Annotated in this window: 16 protein-coding genes; 2 read left to right on the plus strand and 14 right to left on the minus strand. The window is 40.3% G+C overall.

The genetic code is table 11. The features are described 5' to 3' along the window. Positions 1–50: 50 nt before the first annotated feature. Positions 51–992, minus strand: a complete 942-nt coding sequence (ctlX, locus tag EJ995_RS12300) for a citrulline utilization hydrolase CtlX (protein ID WP_126448683.1) — start codon at positions 990–992, stop codon at positions 51–53. Next, positions 993–1,913 carry a dimethylarginine dimethylaminohydrolase family protein gene (locus EJ995_RS12305; protein WP_126448684.1) on the minus strand — a complete coding sequence of 307 codons (921 nt, stop codon included), beginning with the start codon at positions 1,911–1,913 and terminating at the stop codon, positions 993–995. 190 nt (positions 1,914–2,103) lie between these two features. Between EJ995_RS12305 and EJ995_RS12310 the strand changes: the two genes are divergently transcribed. Beyond that, on the plus strand, positions 2,104–3,264 hold the full coding sequence (locus EJ995_RS12310) for a DUF4198 domain-containing protein (protein WP_126448685.1): 1,161 nt from the start codon (positions 2,104–2,106) through the stop codon (positions 3,262–3,264). A gap of 55 nt (positions 3,265–3,319) precedes the next feature. After that, positions 3,320–3,940 carry a HupE/UreJ family protein gene (locus EJ995_RS12315; RefSeq protein ID WP_241234649.1) on the plus strand — a complete coding sequence of 207 codons (621 nt, stop codon included), beginning with the start codon at positions 3,320–3,322 and terminating at the stop codon, positions 3,938–3,940. A gap of 200 nt (positions 3,941–4,140) precedes the next feature. Here the strand turns inward: EJ995_RS12315 and EJ995_RS12320 are convergent, their stop codons facing one another. The 12 genes from EJ995_RS12320 to secY all read right to left on the minus strand — a co-directional run bounded on the left by EJ995_RS12320 (position 4,141) and on the right by secY (position 18,218). After that, on the minus strand, positions 4,141–5,427 hold the full coding sequence (locus EJ995_RS12320) for a citrate synthase (RefSeq protein ID WP_126448687.1): 1,287 nt from the start codon (positions 5,425–5,427) through the stop codon (positions 4,141–4,143). Positions 5,428–5,687: 260 nt separating this feature from the next. Further along, the gene (locus tag EJ995_RS12325) at positions 5,688–10,919 is read right to left on the minus strand and encodes a reprolysin-like metallopeptidase (protein WP_126448688.1); all 5,232 of its coding nucleotides are present in this window, start codon (positions 10,917–10,919) and stop codon (positions 5,688–5,690) included. A 166-nt stretch (positions 10,920–11,085) separates the two neighbouring features. Continuing rightward, positions 11,086–12,372 (minus strand): phosphopyruvate hydratase, encoded by a 1,287-nt coding sequence (gene eno, locus EJ995_RS12330; protein WP_126448689.1) that lies wholly within the window; start codon positions 12,370–12,372, stop codon positions 11,086–11,088. Then, positions 12,369–13,487, minus strand: coding sequence for a glutamine-hydrolyzing carbamoyl-phosphate synthase small subunit (gene carA, locus EJ995_RS12335; protein ID WP_126448690.1), 1,119 nt, complete (start codon positions 13,485–13,487; stop codon positions 12,369–12,371). The genes eno and carA overlap by 4 nt, the downstream gene beginning before the upstream one ends. Before the next feature lie 74 nt (positions 13,488–13,561). Next, positions 13,562–14,038, minus strand: coding sequence for a 50S ribosomal protein L17 (gene rplQ / locus EJ995_RS12340; RefSeq protein ID WP_126448691.1), 477 nt, complete (start codon positions 14,036–14,038; stop codon positions 13,562–13,564). 29 nt (positions 14,039–14,067) lie between these two features. Then, positions 14,068–15,060: a DNA-directed RNA polymerase subunit alpha gene (locus tag EJ995_RS12345; RefSeq protein ID WP_126448692.1), complete on the minus strand. Its 993-nt coding sequence runs from the start codon at positions 15,058–15,060 to the stop codon at positions 14,068–14,070. Between the two features lie 21 nt (positions 15,061–15,081). Continuing rightward, positions 15,082–15,687 (minus strand): 30S ribosomal protein S4, encoded by a 606-nt coding sequence (gene rpsD / locus EJ995_RS12350; RefSeq protein WP_126448693.1) that lies wholly within the window; start codon positions 15,685–15,687, stop codon positions 15,082–15,084. Positions 15,688–15,771: 84 nt separating this feature from the next. Beyond that, complete coding sequence (gene rpsK, locus EJ995_RS12355) at positions 15,772–16,161, minus strand: 30S ribosomal protein S11 (RefSeq protein WP_126448694.1); 390 nt, start codon at positions 16,159–16,161, stop codon at positions 15,772–15,774. Positions 16,162–16,169: 8 nt separating this feature from the next. Then, positions 16,170–16,544 (minus strand): 30S ribosomal protein S13, encoded by a 375-nt coding sequence (gene rpsM, locus EJ995_RS12360; protein ID WP_126448695.1) that lies wholly within the window; start codon positions 16,542–16,544, stop codon positions 16,170–16,172. Between the two features lie 3 nt (positions 16,545–16,547). Further along, the gene (gene ykgO / locus EJ995_RS12365) at positions 16,548–16,664 is read right to left on the minus strand and encodes a type B 50S ribosomal protein L36 (protein ID WP_015361145.1); all 117 of its coding nucleotides are present in this window, start codon (positions 16,662–16,664) and stop codon (positions 16,548–16,550) included. A gap of 2 nt (positions 16,665–16,666) precedes the next feature. After that, positions 16,667–16,882, minus strand: a complete 216-nt coding sequence (gene infA / locus EJ995_RS12370) for a translation initiation factor IF-1 (protein WP_015361146.1) — start codon at positions 16,880–16,882, stop codon at positions 16,667–16,669. Between the two features lies 1 nt (position 16,883). Beyond that, positions 16,884–18,218, minus strand: coding sequence for a preprotein translocase subunit SecY (secY, locus tag EJ995_RS12375; RefSeq protein ID WP_126448696.1), 1,335 nt, complete (start codon positions 18,216–18,218; stop codon positions 16,884–16,886). Between the last annotated feature and the right edge of the window lie 6 nt (positions 18,219–18,224).

Raw genomic sequence — 18,224 nt, forward strand, 5'->3', positions numbered from 1 at the left:
CATCTCATGTGCTAGAATCATTTTTAATTAATAGGCAGCAATATAATTGATTATCTCCTAGGCAAGAAAACCTCAGCCATCATACAGCGCACGCTGCCGCCGCCTAAAGTTTCAATGGTTTTGATATCTGGATGGATGATCTCGTTGAACTTCTCTAGTTGTTTAATTTGGTTTTGATCTAGTGAGTTGTAGGCTTGATCGCTCATGACCAGAAACTTCTTGCCAGTGGCATTTTTGACCTGGATCATATTGCCAGCAAATGCATTTACTTGATCTTCTGTAATGGCTACCACATGCTTACCATCTGCTTTTAAATGTTTTAAGACGTTCTTGCGTTGTTTTTTCTCATCAATACAGTCTAGACAGATTACCGCAAACTCCTCGCCTAGCGCCATCATGACGTTAGTGTGATAGATAGGTAGGCGCTTGTTATCTACCGTTTGATATGCGGTAAAAATGACTGGTGTGTATTCAAAATCTTCACAGAATTCGATCAACAAGTCTTCATCGGCTCGCGGTGAGATGCTGCAGTAGGCTTTTTCATTGACGCGGTCCAGCAGCAAGCTGCCTGTTCCTTCTAGAAAAACGTCTTCATCTTCGGCACTGGTGTAATCGACGATGTTGTTGATTTGGAATCCTTCTTCCTCTAGCCTATCCAGTACCTCAGGTCTGCGTTCTAGTCTACGGTTTTCGGCAAACATGGGATAGAGCACTGCATCTCCATTGGCATGTGTAGACAACCAGTTGTTGGGGAAAATACTGTCAGGAGTATCGTGTTTATCATCATCACTTACAATGATAACGTTGATGCCTTTTACTTGTAACGCTTTCGCGAAAGCGTCAAACTCATCCTGCGCCCTGCTGTTTGCAGTTGCATCCTTGATTTCCTGATGAAAATCTTGATCCTGGTAATAATTATTGACGGCAGTTTCTTCATTTAAACGGAACTGCACGGGACGCACCATGAGAATGGTATCGGTAATTTGACTCATTTAATCTCTGATTAAGGGTAAGGTAGAACAGCGCAACAGGCCTTCCTGCTTGGCGATCTCAGCATAGGGAACTTCTTCTACGGTGATGTTGTGTGAACGCAGCCAGTCATTCAATCTTGTAAATCCACGTTCTGAAATGACGACATCTGGAGCGATAGAAAAGATGTTGGAATTCATGTGGTACATCTCATCTTTGGTGAGTTCAAAGCAGTTTTGCTTGCCAAAAAGATCTACCAAGAACTCATACTCTTCTTCTTCAAGAAAACCATTGCGATGAATGATGCACTTGTTGTGACCAACAGGCTGGAAACAACAATCCAGGTGCAAAGCATTGTCTCTCGCAACTTCGTTAGACTTGCGCAGATTAAAACTGACAACTTTTTTATTTGGGAACGTTTTTTCTAACCATTCAACCGCTTGAACATTGGTACGAGCAGTAATGAAATTAGGATAATCATCGCCGCGATAAGTACCTACAAAAATGTAATCGTTGTGCACCATAACGTCGCCACCTTCTACATGAACTTCTTCTGGTGGTTTGATGATTTTGCTAGGATCGATCTTATTAAGAATATGCTGAATCGCCTCTATTTCCTGATCACGATCTGGCAGGATATTAGACTTGACAAATGTATCACCGATCACGAAGCCTATATCTCTAGTAAAAATCTGGTTGTAATCCTGAATCTGTACTGGCGAGAAGATCGCCACATCATACTTTGATAGGACAGCTGCAACATGTGCCATCTCGATAATCATATCTGGATTTTGAGGATAAGTTCCTGCGGCAATATGCTCTCGTGATTTTGGGTCATAGGCTTCTTCAAGACTAGGCGCAGCACCATTGCTCATGGCGGTTCCTAGAATGACGGCTCGCAGCCTGGCAGTCTCATTAGGTATGTGTAAATCGATTTTATCCATGTAGCGAATTTACCACTTAACCCAATTCTTATGAGAATCAAATAAGATCTCTGACAAGTGAGTTTTCAACGATTTAAGAGCATGACATATTTAAAGTTTCTGTTTAAAAGTTGAGGCATATATTTCATGGACACAAAACTGATGAGCTACCTAGATCGTACTTTTGGCATCCAACAATAACCTGATATTCATGAAGAAGTATTTCTTTCTAATCCTTTTAGTTTTTGTCCTCTGTAGCCACGATATGTTTTTAAAACTGGATTCCTATTTCCTTGAAGCCGATAGTGATGCCGTAATCCAACTTTATAATGGGACTTTTGACGCTAGTGAGAACGTCATCGATCGCGATCGCATGATTGATGCGAGCATAGTAGCAAATGGTCAACGCACAGCCATTCAAGAAAAACAGTGGACTGAAAAAGACAGCACCACCTTTTTAAATTTCAAGACTGGTGCCTCTGGAACTTATGTAGCTGGCGTTTCTACCAAAGCCAGAAATATAGAGATGCAACCCGAGGCTTTCAACAATTACCTAGAACATGATGGCGTCATAGACATGCTCGCATCTAGAAAAGAAAACGGCGAACTAGAATCTGATGCGATTGAGAAGTATTCTAAACACGTCAAAACCATATTTCAAGTAGGTGATCGTTTGACTGACGACTGGAATACCAACTTAGGTTATCCTATCGAGTTCATACCGCTATGCAATCCTTACAGTAAGCATACAGGCGATAGTCTGACATTTAAATTACTGAAAAATAATGAGCCGCTAGCTAACCAATTGGTCATCGTGGATTATAAAGCGGCACCTGGCGGACATACGCACAGTGAGAACAACAATCAGCACTCTCATGATAATGGTGAGACGCACTCGCATGATAATGAAACTAGTGAAGAGCACACTCATGATGATGGCACGACTCACTCACACGAAAATGAAAAGAGTGACAATCACTCGCACGATCAAGAAGCTGCAGAACACACACATGAAGACGGTACCAGGCATTCTCATGATGCAGAAAGCAAATCTGAGGCGACCGCTGACCACACGCACGATTCTGGAACTCAAATGCGTACTAATGACAATGGCGAACTCACCATTAAATTAGAAGAAGATGGTATCTGGTTCTTACGTACCATTCACATGGTAGAAAGTGAAGAAGATGGACTGACCCATGAATCTAATTGGGCTACTGTCACATTTGAGGTTACACACGATCATGCAGATGCGCACTCTCACGATGAAGATCATGATCATGATGAAGATGGTTTGCCTATTTGGATATTTATTGCAGGTAGCATTGTGTTGATAGGTGGTTTGTTCTTCTACTTCAGCCGTAAGAAGTAATATGTTACGATCCTCAAAGAGAATCTTATTGTGCTTGATATTGCTGCTACCTGTTATGGCATTTGCGCATGGCGTGAGCAGTACAGATCAAGCAACACTCGATAGCGGTGGACTGTTATCCTATATCTATGTAGGTGCCAAGCACATGCTTACTGGCTATGACCACTTGCTTTTCTTAGTAGGCGTTGTTTTTTACTTGAAGGGCTTTAAGGATATCCTGAAATTCATAACTGTATTTACCATAGGTCATTGCATTACTCTTCTAGGCGCAACTTATTTAAGTTTCAAGGTTGATGAACATCTGATTGATGCTGTCATTGCCTTGAGCGTTTTATACAAGGGCTTTGAAAACCTTGGTGGATTCAAAAAATTGAACATCAATGCACCTAATTTGTTGGCTATGGTATTTGGCTTTGGACTTATTCACGGATTGGGTTTATCGGCCAGACTGCAGTCCTTTGATATAGGTACCGATCAATTTCTAGCTAAGATCCTGTGCTTTAATGTTGGTGTGGAAATCGGTCAAATCCTGGCGCTGATTCCTATTGTTTTTCTCATCTCCTTATGGAAAGGAAAGAAGAGCTATCTGCCATTTTATAAAGCTGCAAATGTTTATTTAGTGATCGCTGGAATTGGTTTGTTTATTTATCAGTTAGTTGGGTATTTCAATTCTTGAAAAAATCGGAGCGATTTTATATAGGACGAAAAATCGAGAATCTTATTGCAGTAAGACTTTCATGATTCCGCTTTCCTGCCTTGCTGGCAGGCAGGCGCTTAAGCGGAATACCATAAAGTCAAACTCACGTCCTAAATTATTTCAACAAAAAATCCCATAAGCAACAGCTTATGGGATTTCAATTTTATAGGAATTGAGGATTATCTCTTTGAAACTTCCTTGAATTCTCTGTGCGTCTCACCTACATAAACTTGACGTGGACGTCCTATAGGTTCTTTGTTTTCTCTCATTTCTTTCCACTGTGCGATCCATCCTGGTAATCTACCTAGTGCAAACATTACCGTGAACATCTCTACTGGAATTCCCATGGCTCGGTAAATGATACCTGAATAGAAATCTACATTAGGGTATAACTTGCGGTCAACGAAATATGGATCGTTCAAGGCTTCTTTCTCAAGACCTTTGGCGATCTCCAGGATAGGATCCTCTACTCCTAGGTCAGAAAGAACCTCATCTGCCGCTTTCTTGATGATGCGTGCGCGTGGATCAAAGTTTTTATAAACTCTGTGACCAAAGCCCATCAAACGGAAAGGATCTTCCTTATCCTTGGCTTTTGCCATGTATTTTTTGGTATCACCACCATCTTCTTTGATAGCTTCTAGCATTTCAAGAACTGCCTGGTTGGCACCACCATGCAATGGACCCCAAAGGGCGTTGATTCCAGCACTTAAACTAGCAAAGAGACCTGCGTGAGAAGAACCAACGATGCGTACCGTACTTGTGGAACAGTTTTGCTCGTGGTCTGCGTGCAGAATTAAGAGTTTATCAAGTGCATCAACCACTACCTGATTGTGCTTGTATTCAGAATTAGGCTTCTTGAACATCATCTTTAAGATGTTCTCTACATATCCTAGATTGTCATCACCATAGTCTAATGGCTGTCCAGTGCGCTTGCGCAAGGCCCATGCTACCAACACTGGGAATTTACCCATGATGTTGACAATGGCCTTATACATGTCTTCCTCGCTATCTACATTGACTGAAGATGGGTTGAAAGCAATAAGTGCGCTAGTCAAAGAAGACAGCACGCCCATAGGGTGTGCAGACTTAGGGAAACCGTCCAATATTTTCTTCACATCCTCATCTACATGAGATTGTGCCTTGATATCGTTGTGAAATTTATCTAGCTGGTCGCTGGTAGGCAGCTCGCCAAAAATGAGCAAATACGCCACCTCTAGAAAACTAGCTTTTTCTGCTAAATCCTCGATCGCATATCCTCGATACCTCAGGATTCCTTCTTCTCCATTCAAGAACGTGATCGCACTTGTACAGCTACCCGTGTTTTTAAAACCTGGATCGATGGTAGTAACACCATCTGTCGCACCGCGCAACGCCTTGATATCTATCGCTCTTTCATTCTCAGTTCCTGTGATGATGGGAAATTCATATTTTGACCCATCAATGTCTAGTATCGCTTTATCTGCCATTAGTCTTTAAAATTTTGTAATCTCAAAAATACGACCTGGCTTTATCAATTTGAAGTTTTGGCAGCTTGATCTCCATCATTTTAATAAAAGATTGAGAATAAATTGCAGGAAACTCATTGAGTTAGAGAATATTCATTTGATTGTTATGATAAATGATGTGTGTTAGCTTTCGCGAAAGCATAATCATAAAAACCTACTGCATAAAAAACGGCGACCAGATGGCCGCCGTTATCGTCTATTAGCTCCAAAACAAATAAACGTTATTCAATCACAAGCTGACGTGTGATGCTGTGCTCGCCTGAGGTAACTTTTACCATGTACAATCCTGAACTCATGCGGGTTGTTGGCTCGATGATTAGCCTGCCGTCAAAGGAATCATTTTGAGAATAGATATTTTGACCCAGCGCATTAAAGATCTCAACCTTGACTGCAGATTGATTTGTGGCTAGATTCTCGATGGTGAATTTTCCCTGACTTGGATTAGGGTACATCGTCCAACTATCAAGGTTTATATCATCACTACTTAATGTGCCAGATGTGCGCTTGATGTAAAATCTATCAGCAGCTTTGCTTTGTTCATCATCACTAACGGTAAATGAGATTTGCTGATCATTTGCGATGACTGTTTCTGTCTCTAGGTAATTGTCGACTAGAACAAAGTCTGCATTTTCAACACCATTCAACTGTACGTTTATAGCGTAGCGAGTAGATCTCAAACGATCCATGTGCAACTTGATTTGTTCATTGAGTTCTAAGTCCTGACGTCGCTCAATACTTAATAGTTTGTCATAAGAAGATATGGCAAATGTCTCGTCTTGATTATAGAATTTGGCGGCGTCATTGTCATCCACTTCATTGTTGTGACTTGCATCAAATCTCAATTTGACCTGGTCTAGAATAGTGCCTTGGTCATTATTCAAGCTCACCACCATAGATTTAGATGGTTGCTGTATGTCAAATACATTAGCTATAGGTTGATCTAGGGCCTTCATGGACTGCGTGAACTCAAACTGACTAGCGCCAGTTGCTTTGACAAAAAATGATTGACCTGGCTGCAAAAATTTACTAGCTGAACTATTAGATGGTGTAGGCTCGCCATTTCCTTCATTGATTTCTACGGCAACATAGGCGCCGCGCTCATTTAATGTAGCGTCCCATACATAAACGAAGCCTGTTGCTACACCGCTCGTTTGAGCATTGCCCATAAGAGCCGTCGCATCTACGGCTGCCTGATAAGGGTTAGCCACCAATACAAAGTCTTGATCGCTCGTTGCATAATTTGTATTAACCGCACCTGGATTTAACGTACCAATTGATCGCAAGATGGTATTAGTTGCGGTAGCCGTATTGCTTGACAAATCTACAGTCCGGTCACCGCGCACCAACATTCTATATCCTGTACCAACGGTAGGCTTATTGACATCTGTATTAGAGATGGCTTGCCATCTTTGCGTATCATTATTAAAAGTAAATAGCGATGGATTACCACTAGCTGTTTGATCAAAGCCATTTGCTCCTGTGTTTGAGCCTGTGATGTGAGTGCCTAATCCTGCAATCGTGGTTCCATTTTCTTGCCAATTTTCATAAATCGTCTTGCTTGAATTAACGGTAGGTGCTATAAATCTGAAGGCTCTTCTTGCCGGAATATACTGCTCGACAATCACGTTACCTGTGATGGTAGCTTGATCCAGATTTGCCACCTGCGCCGTACCATTTTCACTACTGCCTAAGGTTAGTAAATCATTGGTGTTGATTGTTGCATCGTTAGGCGTTAAAACACCATTGATTCTCACAGGAACATTTATATCTACTAATGACGAAAAAGGAACTGTAAGCTTATGCACCTGAACATCACCTGTTCCCGTGATGGACACGTTAGGTGCATCGAGTACTAATTCTCCCAAATTGCTAGTACTTATCGTACCATCAACAAATAAGTCACCTGAGACATTTAAGGTTGAATTAAGAACAAGTGATTGTCCAGCATCCACGAATAATTCACCTATGAAGGCTTCACTATCAATCGTTGCCTCACCACTTATTACTGTTGCTGTAAGATCTTGAGTGTCAAATCTAGGTGCAAAAGGTTCCCAGAAATTATTGAACGTCAAGATAGGCTGCTCAATGTTGATCGCCATAGTTTTCTCGCCATCGATGGTGTTATTCTTGCCCAACAAAACATAATCAAATGCATCATTGTAAACCAGCTCATCAGAGGTATGAGAATAAGCTATGGAACCGTTGTCAATATCTGCCTGTGTAAATGTTGCACCTAATCCTAGAGTGATACCAGCACGAGTGATTTGTCCATAAACCGGAAGTTTTGATAGCACATAAACCATGTCTGTAGTGGTTGCGCCAGCTTGAGTGCTGCTTAATGTACTTGTCTGTATTTGAGAAATACCATTGAAAAATGCAGATAATTCTTGATTAGATGATGAAAAGTCATTTACATACTGTAATCTTCCTGTAATGGTTACTGAAAAGTCGTTAAAAGTACCTCCATTACCGTTACGTGTGTCACGATCAGTAGCTAGCAGTTCCCATGTACCCTTAGAGCTTTCTCCATGGAATCTTTTGAAGCTTTGACCTGGGAAACGAGTACCACTCAAAGGATTGGGACGTGACCCACTTGTACAAGCGAAAGCTACAGATGAATTGTCAGTTACTGTCACATTGAAATTTCTACCTTCTGCACAATCGCGATTATACACTTCACTAAAAGTTCCCGATGGCCCTCTAAATTGCATTTTTATATCTCCTGTACGTCCATGCGTTGCGTTCATGTAAAAGCTAACATCAGTCATTTCAATGTCATCTGTTATGTTGACTTTTACACTTATCGCGTTATTAGTATTAGGGTTCCAGGTGTTATCAGGCGTACTACCTTCATTGAAGTAAGTCTCATCGTCATATGTTCTAGTAACTACTTGAGAAGTCTGAAACGCGTAAACCTTGGAATATTCTGAACTACCACAGTCATTTGATGCCTTAATACTCCAGTAATAAAGATTTCCAGGAACTAGGCTGGTTGTATTGTAACTAGTTACGTTACCTATGGTGGCTGTTTCTACGACTTGAGTAAGTGTGGGATCTGTAGCGATTACGATCTCATATCCATTTGCCGATGCTAGGTCCTGCCATTCAATAGTAGTATTCACATCTTGATTACCTGCTCCATTAGCAGGAGACAAGACAATTACTTCATCAATATTATTGTTAAACACTTTGAGTATTAAGTCCTTTACCACCGTTAAACTAGCAGTAGTTGCTGTTAATTGGAAAGGATATGCACCGGCAAGAACATTTTGGGTTCCTGATATACTAATATTTAAAGAGGTATCTGCCGTTGCGGTTGTAGTAGAAAGTGTCGCGTTGAGTGCCGCCGGTAATCCCGTTAGTTGAAAGGTTGCCGGCTCTTCAAATCCGGGCGCAGCATCATAGGTCACATTCATAGAGGCATCTGCTGGTTTGCAAGAACTAGCCAAGTCGTTTGCCGCTATAAGCTCGAAGGAACCGCTTTTAATCTCAAAATTAGTGCTGTTGATATTGAAGAAAACGTTTTGTGCAGCCTCTACCATAATGCGTGCATTTGTTGTAGCAACTTCTGGAACGGTAACTTCATGTGATCCATTATTGGTTACAGAATTGGCCAATTCTATTGGATAAGTTAAACCACCATCCAGCGATAATTTTATATTGACCGTAGGTGAATATGTGTTTGCATTTGTACCGTTAACATTCCACGTGATGGTCTGCTGTGAATTACCGTACCATATACTGTTGGTAGGATTATTGACTGTCAAAGGGCCGCTGGACCCTACACTCAAAGTTACTTGTGTAAAGTTCGTTTGTCCACCAAATGGATTGTTGTCTCTGACAGTGCAATAAAACGTCATATCTCTTTCTACAGATGGTAAGGTTTCCCATACTGGATCAATCCCTACAGATAAATCTTTGAGATTAGGGAAAAAGCGAGTTGGATTGATAGTCGCAAATTTGGACCTAAACATAGGGCCTTTGTCATTTGTAGATCGAGGTGGTTGAGGTGCACCTGTTTCTGCAGCTGCACCAAAATCATATTGCTCCCAATTGTAGGTGAGAATTTCATTATCATCAGCACCGGTCGAGGCATTAGCTGTTAATTTAAAAGGCGTTGATTTAGGAATAGTTTTATTAGCCACATCATCAATGACCAATCCATTAGGGTTTAATATTCCTAAACTAGTCTGAGCATCACAAGTATCATCTTGTAACGCATTATGCATTTGAGCAATGCTTACATGATGAAAATATGCGTCTGAATTATCTTGAACATTAGGACCACAAATACCAGCGTAGCCCATGATTGTGGATGCGCTGCCAGATTCAAATGGAGCGCTAGAAGGGCTACCACCAAAACAACCATTGTAAAATGTATGACTAGCCCCAAACTGATGACCTATCTCATGAGAGACGTAATCAATGTCAAAAGCATCAAATTCTGGTGTTACAATTCCGGTTACACCTTGTCCTTTGGAAGAATTTGTACACCTAACAGGCGATGCCACACCACCACCACCGGTAGAAAATATGTGTCCTATATCATATCGCTGTGATCCTATAATATTATTAATTACACCAGTATTGGCATAAAGCATTTGAGTCGCACTGTAGTTATCAAAAGTGTCCGTTCTACCTTGCCTATTGCGACCGTTATAGAAAATCAAATAATCGTTATAGTCATTGAGTTGAAAACGAATGGCCATATCACGCTCAAAAACTGAATTTACCCTGGTCATCGTTATAACTATGGCTGCTAGAGCATCCTCCATGATATTACCATTAGTATCATCACCATCATCATGATAAGCAGAATACTCTGATGTGGTTGATACCGCAATGGTATAAGTCCTAAGCGCGCGATCGCTGAAAGCTTTACCAATTGAAGAGCTATTAACTTGTTCTAGAACTGAAATCTCACTATCATCAAATTCACAGGTGAAGTTGTCACTATCACTTCTAAGCATATCACTACGATCGTAAACTATCATCTTAGAAGCTATCCCTTTTTGAGCTGGGCTTAAGTATGATATGCGCTCACCGTCTATCGTGCCATAAAGGCCTTGAGGTGTAATACTAAAGAAGATCTTTTGAAGCGGATTATTAGGATTGAAACCGTAGTAAGATCTTATTTCAGGATACCTTTCTTCTAGTAAAGGCGACATAGCACCAGATTTATAGACCGAGAATGTTACCATAGTACCATTACCCGTTGGGAACGGCATTTCAATGGCATCATTTCCTGAAAATCGATCACTAGCATCTACAAGTAGCGCTGATATCGCATCGATATCAACTTGATACGTATCTGATTTGGCAATAAGTTCTTGTCGTTCTTTGCTTATCGACTTTGAAAAAGTAGATATAGGACTAGGAGTCCATATTTGAGCATTACTAGAAATGGTCATAGCCACAAAAGCAGCTATGCTTAGGAGTAGAGTATTTTTCACCGTTTATTTGTTTTGGAACGGCAAATAAATACGATTAAGTGCTATAATCCTAAATTTTACTTAATAAAAAATGTCTTTTATCTTAATGTACTGTATTTAAACGACGAAAGCCACCTGTTAAAGTGGCTGTTTATCGATATTATGCTTTCGCGAAAGCGTAATGGTTCTAAATCTGGAACGCTTTACGTCCAGGAAAGTAGGCTGAATCATTCAATTCTTCCTCAATCCTAAGTAGCTGATTGTACTTTGCCATACGATCAGATCTTGAGGCAGATCCAGTTTTTATCTGTCCAGTACCTAGGGCAACTGCAAGGTCTGCAATGGTATTATCCTCAGTCTCACCACTGCGGTGTGACATTACAGATGTAAAGCCTGCTTTATGGGCCATACTAACCGCAGCGATGGTCTCGCTGAGTGTCCCTATCTGATTCACTTTAATCAAGATGCTGTTTGCAATATTTTCCTTGATACCACGAGAGAGTCTCTCAACGTTAGTCACAAAAAGATCATCGCCTACCAGCTGTACCTTATCACCTATAAGATCGGTGACCATTTTCCAGCCATCCCAATCATTCTCATCCATTCCATCCTCGATAGAGATGATAGGATATTTACTGGCTAGTTGTGCTAGATATTCTGCCTGCTGTTGGCTTGTGCGCTTAACGCCAGTGTCTCCTTCAAACTTGGTATAATCATACATGCCATCCACGTAAAACTCTGCAGCGGCACAATCAAGAGCGATCATCACTTGCTCACCTGGTGTATATCCAGCATTTTTGATAGCTAGTAATATTGTGTCAAGGGCATCTTCAGTTCCATCTAGTGTAGGTGCAAATCCACCTTCATCTCCTACTGCAGTGCTTAATCCACGATCATGCAATACTTTCTTTAGATGGTGAAAAATCTCGGTACCCATTTTTAATGCCTGACTAAAGCTATCTGCTTCCACTGGCATCACCATAAATTCTTGAAATGCAATGGGCGCATCACTGTGGGAACCACCGTTGATAATGTTCATCATAGGTACCGGCAAGGTTGCTGCACTCATACCGCCGATGTATTTGTATAATGGCTGGTTGAGTTCATTAGCGGCCGCCTTTGCAACTGCAAGAGATACTCCTAGAATCGCATTAGCTCCCAACTTAGCTTTATTAGATGTGCCATCCAGATCGATCATGGTTTGATCAATATAGCTTTGCTCAAATACGGATACTCCACGCAATTCATCTGCAATGGCAGTATTTACATTGTTTATAGCATTCTTGACACCTTTACCCATGTAATCGCTACCGCCGTCACGCAACTCGACAGCTTCATGCTCACCTGTCGACGCTCCTGATGGCACGGCTGCTCTACCCATGATACCATTTGCTGTTATTACATCAACTTCTACCGTTGGGTTACCTCGAGAATCAAAAATTTGTCTCGCGTGTATATCTATAATTGTACTCATATTGTTTCTTGTTTAGTTGTATTGATTAATTCTATAAATTGGTCAAAAAGATAGGTCGCGTCATTAGGACCTGGTCCAGCTTCTGGGTGATATTGAACAGAAAAGCATGGTTTTGAAATTAGTTTTATACCAGCCACTGTATCATCATTAAGATGCATGTGTGTTATTTTGACATCAGGATTGCTCTGTGCTTCCTCTTTATTGATGGCAAATCCATGATTTTGTGAGGTAATCTCACCTTTATTATTTTCAAGATTTTGTACCGGATGATTGATTCCTCTATGACCGGTGTGCATTTTATAGGTACTGATCCCATTTGCAAGGGCTATCACTTGATGACCCAAGCATATTCCAAATAGTGGATGTTGTTTTTCTAGTACCGCTTTCGCGAAAGCTACCGCATCGACCAGCGGTGCAGGATCACCAGGACCGTTTGAAATGAAGTAACCGTCTGGGTTGAATGATAAAGTTTCCTCATAAGTCGCATTAAAAGGGAAAACCTTGATATAGCAATCCCTAGAAGCTAGGTTGCGCAAGATATTGGTTTTAACTCCAAGGTCTAAAGCTGCAATGCGATATTGAGCATTTTCATCACCAAAGTAATAGGGCTCTTTAGTGGATACAGCGCTAGCCAACTCTAGACCTTTCATGGACGGTGTATCATTCAATTGCTTCTTGAGTTGATCAACGTCATTTACCTGCGTGGACATGATGGCATTTTGAGCTCCATGATCCCTTATGTGACTGACCAATGCACGAGTATCAACATCTGAAATGATACATAAGTTATTGTCTTCCAAAAACTCAAAAAGTCCTTTATCAGCTGCCGGTCGTGAGAAATCACTAGAGAAGTTTTTACAAACTAGTCCTGCAATCTTGACCGAATCTGACTCTATATCAAAATCAGTAGTGCCGTAATTACCTATATGAGCATTTGTAGTGACCATGATCTGCCCATAGTACGATGGATCTGTAAAGATCTCCTGATAACCAGTCGTTCCTGTATTAAAACAAATCTCACCAGTTGCGTGATTCTGGGTGCTTACCATCTTACCATGAAATATGGTACCATCTTGTAACAGAATGATCGCGTCTTTTTTTTCTAAATATGCCATAATTCAAAATTAAAATATAAAAAAAGGATCAATGAACGAGCCATTGATCCTTTATTAAATTGTTATGAAGATTTTTATTCTTCTTCATTGCTTTTTTCAGTTGCAGTTTCTACTGGAGCGACTGCTGGTTTTGACTTACCACGACGACTTCTTCTTGTCGTCTTTTTGTTTGCCTCACCTGGCTTATAAAGCTCGTTGTAATCAACTAATTCTATCATCGCCATATCTGCATTATCACCAAGACGATTACCCAATTTGATGATTCTGGTATATCCACCTGGACGATCACCAACCTTTGCACTAACTTCTCTAAAAAGCTCGGTTACCGCATCCTTACTGCGCAGCTTTGCAAAAGTCAATCTGCGGTTGTGAGTGGTATCTTCTTTTGACTTAGTTATTAGAGGCTCTACAAATTGCTTAAGTGCTTTAGCTTTTGCAACTGTTGTATTAATTCTCTTGTGCTCTATAAGGGAACAAGCCATGTTAGAAAGCATCGCCTGACGGTGAGCTGTCTTCCTGCTTAAATGATTTACTTTTTTTCCGTGTCTCATTATATATTCTTTTCTCCAACTAGGATTACCTAGTCACGGTCTAATTTATATTTAGAAAGATCCATTCCAAAGTTCAAACCTTTCACGTTTACCAGTTCTTCTAACTCAGTCAATGATTTTTTACCAAAGTTTCTAAACTTCATTAAATCATTCTTGTTGTAAGATACTAGGTCGCCTAATGTCTCAACTTCTGCGGCTTTCAAACAGTTTAATGCTCTAACAGAAAGTTCCATATCAACAAGCTTAGTTTTAAGCAATTGTCTCATATGAAGACTTTCTTCATCATAAGTTTCTGTCTGTGCGATCTCATCAGCTTCAAGTGTTATTCTCTCATCAGAGAACAACATAAAGTGGTGAATCAACGTCTTGGCAGCCTCAGTCAATGCATGCTTAGGGTGAATACTACCGTCAGTAACGATTTCAAAAACTAATTTTTCGTAGTCGGTCTTCTGCTCTACACGATAGTTCTCGATGCTATACTTTACATTTTTGATTGGTGTAAAGATGCTGTCAACCGCGATGGTACCTAATGCTGCACTTGAGTTTTTATTCTCTTCTGCAGGAACATAACCACGACCTTTCTCGATGGTTAATTCTAAGTTCAAATTGATTGAAGACTCTGTATTGCAAATCACCATTTCTGGGTTCAACACTTGAAAGCCAGAAATATATTTTTGCATATCACCTGCAGTAAATTGATCTTTACCAGAGAATGATACATTAACAACCTCACTGTCAACCTCGTCAATTTGACGACGGAAGCGAACTTGCTTAAAATTCAAAATGATTTCGGTGACATCTTCTACAACACCTTCAATTGTTGAGAATTCGTGATCGACACCTTCTATACGAATAGAAGTAATCGCAAAACCTTCAAGAGAAGAAAGTAGTACACGACGCAATGCGTTACCAACTGTCAATCCATATCCAGGTTCCAAAGGTCTAAATTCAAACTTACCTTCAAAATCGGTTGAATCGATCATGATTACTTTATCCGGCTTTTGGAAATTTAAAATTGCCATAAAAATTTTGTGGTTTAGTTATTATTTAGAATACAATTCAACTATCAACTGCTCCTTGATATTTTCAGGGATTTGAAGACGCTCAGGTACTGCTACAAAAGTACCAGACATTGTAGCCTTATTGAAAGTTATAAAGTCGTATACATGCTCGTTGCTAGAAAGAGCATCGTCAATTGCAGTTAAAGATTTTGATTTCTCACGTACTGCAACTACATCACCAGCCTGTAGCTGATAAGAAGGAATATTAACCAACTGTCCATTAACAGTAATGTGTCTGTGTGACACCAGTTGTCTAGCACCACGACGAGAACGAGAAATACCCATGCGGTACACCACATTATCTAATCTAGATTCTGCTAATTGAAGTAGGACTTCACCTGTGATTCCTGTGCTACGAACAGCTTTTTCAAACATCAAGCGGAATTGCTTCTCTAAAATACCATAAGTGTATTTTGCTTTTTGCTTCTCTTTAAGCTGAACCGCGTATTCAGATTCTTTTCCACGGCGTCTTGCGTTACCGTGCATTCCTGGAGGATAATTTTTCTTCTCCAATGCCTTACTAGGGCCAAAAATTGGTTCTCTAAATCGACGAGCAATTTTTGCCTTAGGACCTCTATATCTTGCCATTTTCTTGTTGTTTAGTTGTTGATGTACTGTGAATTCAGGTCAATATCCTTCAGCAGCCAATAATCAACAGATATTTATAATTAATTATACTCTACGACGCTTAGGTGCTCTACAACCATTGTGAGGCAGTGGAGTCACATCTATAATTTCAGTCACCTCGATACCTGCATTGTGAATTGTGCGAATAGCACTTTCACGACCGTTACCTGGACCTTTAACATAGGCTTTCACCTTACGTAAACCTGCCTCATGAGCTACTTTAGATGCATCTTCTGCAGCTAATTGTGCTGCATAAGGAGTATTCTTCTTAGAACCTCTGAAACCCATTTTACCAGCAGAAGACCATGAGATAACCTCACCTTTCTTATTGGTTAAAGAAATAAGGATATTGTTGAATGATGAAGAAATGTGCGCCTCACCAATTGAATCAACAACGACTTTACGTTTTTTAGATACTGTTTTAGACTTTGCCATATCAAATATTATTTAGTTGCTTTCTTCTTGTTAGCAACTGTCTTACGCTTACCTTTTCTTGTACGCGAATTGTTCTTAGTTCTTTGACCTCTTAACGGAAGACCAGATCTGTGACGGATACCACGATAACAGCCGATGTCCATCAAACGTTTGATATTCATTTGCGTTTCTGATCTCAGCTCACCTTCAATAGTAAACTCGCCTATCGCGTTACGTATCTTACCGATCTCATCATCATCCCAATCACTTACTTTTTTATCTAAACCGACACCAGTTGACTGAAGTACTTCTTGAGCACGACTTCTACCTACACCGTAGATATAAGTTAGGGCGATCTCGCCTCTTTTATTTTTTGGTATGTCTACACCTGCAATTCTTGCCATAACTTAACCTTGTCTTTGTTTAAATTTTGGGTTCTTTTTGTTGATCACATAAAGGCGACCCTTGCGACGCACGATCTTACAATCGGCGCTTCTCTTTTTAATTGATGCTCTTACTTTCATAATTAGTATCTATAAGTGATCCTTGCTTTCGTCAAATCGTAAGGACTCATTTCTAATTTTACTTTATCTCCTGGTAATAGTTTGATATAATGCATACGCATTTTACCAGATATGTGTGCTGTGACAACATGTCCATTTTCAAGCTCCACTCTAAACATTGCGTTTGAGAGTGCTTCAATAATGGATCCATCTTGCTCTATAGCGGATTGTTTAGCCATATTATGCTACTGCTTTTCTGTTTTTACCTGTTTTAATCAAACCATCGTAATGACGATTCAACAGGTATGAATTAATTTGTTGCATAGTGTCAATAGCCACACCTACCATAATCAACATTGATGTACCTCCATAAAACAAAGCCCAAGCCTGCGTAACACCCATTAGGCTAACGAAAGCAGGAACAATAGCAACGAGTGCTAGAAATATGGAACCCGGTAATGTAATCTGTGACATTATACGATCAAGATAGTCTGCAGTTTCCGTGCCAGGTCTTATACCTGGAATAAAACCGCCATTTCTCTTGAGATCATCTGCCATTTTGTTAGTTGGTACCGTGATCGCAGTATAGAAATAAGTAAAGACAATAATTAACAAGGCAAAAACTAGATTGTACCAAAATCCGAAAATATCTGAAAAAGCAGTTGCTACACTCTTCGCCCAATCAGACTCAAGTGTTCCCAATGCTTGAGGTACAAACATGATAGCCTGTGCGAAAATGATAGGCATAACACCAGATGCATTCAAGCGCAGTGGAATGTATTGACGTGAACCAAATACATTCTTTTCGTAGCCACCGGTAGCGGTTCTACGCGCGTATTGGACAGGTATTTTTCTAACAGCCATTACTAACATGATACATGCAAGAATGACAACTAGCCAAATAACGATTTCAATGATTATTACGAACGGTCCACCAACACCATTAAGTCGTGAAGCCACCTCTTGAGCAAAAGCTTGAGGCAACGTGGCGATGATACCGACCATTATAAGCAATGATATACCATTACCGATACCGCGATCTGTAATCTTCTCACCCAACCACATAGCAAATACACATCCTGTTACAAGAATAATGGTACCTATTACCAAAATCAATGTTTGATTGTCCAATAAGTAAGCTGATTCAGGAACACCAAGGGTTCCTAGACTTAACAGATAACTAGGAGCTTGAATTAAACAAATCCCGATGGTCAACCATCTAGTGATTTGATTAATCTTACGGCGACCAGACTCTCCTTCTTTTTGAAGTTTTTGTAGATACGGTACGGCAATACCCATGAGCTGAACAACGATACTAGCGGAAATGTAAGGCATAATACCAAGAGCGAAAACTGATGCATTAGCAAATGCACCACCGGTAAAAGCGTTGAGTATAGTACCGATACCACCACCTTCAAAGTTGCCTTTAAAACCAGCTAATTGCGTAGAATCTATAAAAGGAAGTACAACTTGCGCACCAAATCTATAAACCAGCAATAAGCTAAAGGTCATAATAATACGATCCTTTAGCTCTTCTATCTTCCAAATATTTTTTAAGGTGTCTAGTGCCTTCATGTAGTT

Origin of the sequence: Nonlabens ponticola (genome assembly GCF_003966335.1) — a bacterium.
GTDB lineage: Bacteria > Bacteroidota > Bacteroidia > Flavobacteriales > Flavobacteriaceae > Nonlabens > Nonlabens ponticola.

What these genes read in the sequence shown, in the direction of transcription:
- ctlX (WP_126448683.1), bottom strand. Translation starts at nt 992, where the DNA reads ATGAGTCAAATTACCGATACCATTCTCATGGTGCGTCCCGTGCAGTTC.
- EJ995_RS12305 (WP_126448684.1), bottom strand. Translation starts at nt 1,913, where the DNA reads ATGGATAAAATCGATTTACACATACCTAATGAGACTGCCAGGCTGCGA.
- EJ995_RS12310 (WP_126448685.1), top strand. Translation starts at nt 2,104, where the DNA reads ATGAAGAAGTATTTCTTTCTAATCCTTTTAGTTTTTGTCCTCTGTAGC.
- EJ995_RS12315 (WP_241234649.1), top strand. Translation starts at nt 3,320, where the DNA reads ATGGCATTTGCGCATGGCGTGAGCAGTACAGATCAAGCAACACTCGAT.
- EJ995_RS12320 (WP_126448687.1), bottom strand. Translation starts at nt 5,427, where the DNA reads ATGGCAGATAAAGCGATACTAGACATTGATGGGTCAAAATATGAATTT.
- eno (WP_126448689.1), bottom strand. Translation starts at nt 12,372, where the DNA reads ATGAGTACAATTATAGATATACACGCGAGACAAATTTTTGATTCTCGA.
- carA (WP_126448690.1), bottom strand. Translation starts at nt 13,487, where the DNA reads ATGGCATATTTAGAAAAAAAAGACGCGATCATTCTGTTACAAGATGGT.
- rplQ (WP_126448691.1), bottom strand. Translation starts at nt 14,038, where the DNA reads ATGAGACACGGAAAAAAAGTAAATCATTTAAGCAGGAAGACAGCTCAC.
- EJ995_RS12345 (WP_126448692.1), bottom strand. Translation starts at nt 15,060, where the DNA reads ATGGCAATTTTAAATTTCCAAAAGCCGGATAAAGTAATCATGATCGAT.
- rpsD (WP_126448693.1), bottom strand. Translation starts at nt 15,687, where the DNA reads ATGGCAAGATATAGAGGTCCTAAGGCAAAAATTGCTCGTCGATTTAGA.
- rpsK (WP_126448694.1), bottom strand. Translation starts at nt 16,161, where the DNA reads ATGGCAAAGTCTAAAACAGTATCTAAAAAACGTAAAGTCGTTGTTGAT.
- rpsM (WP_126448695.1), bottom strand. Translation starts at nt 16,544, where the DNA reads ATGGCAAGAATTGCAGGTGTAGACATACCAAAAAATAAAAGAGGCGAG.
- ykgO (WP_015361145.1), bottom strand. Translation starts at nt 16,664, where the DNA reads ATGAAAGTAAGAGCATCAATTAAAAAGAGAAGCGCCGATTGTAAGATC.
- infA (WP_015361146.1), bottom strand. Translation starts at nt 16,882, where the DNA reads ATGGCTAAACAATCCGCTATAGAGCAAGATGGATCCATTATTGAAGCA.
- secY (WP_126448696.1), bottom strand. Translation starts at nt 18,218, where the DNA reads ATGAAGGCACTAGACACCTTAAAAAATATTTGGAAGATAGAAGAGCTA.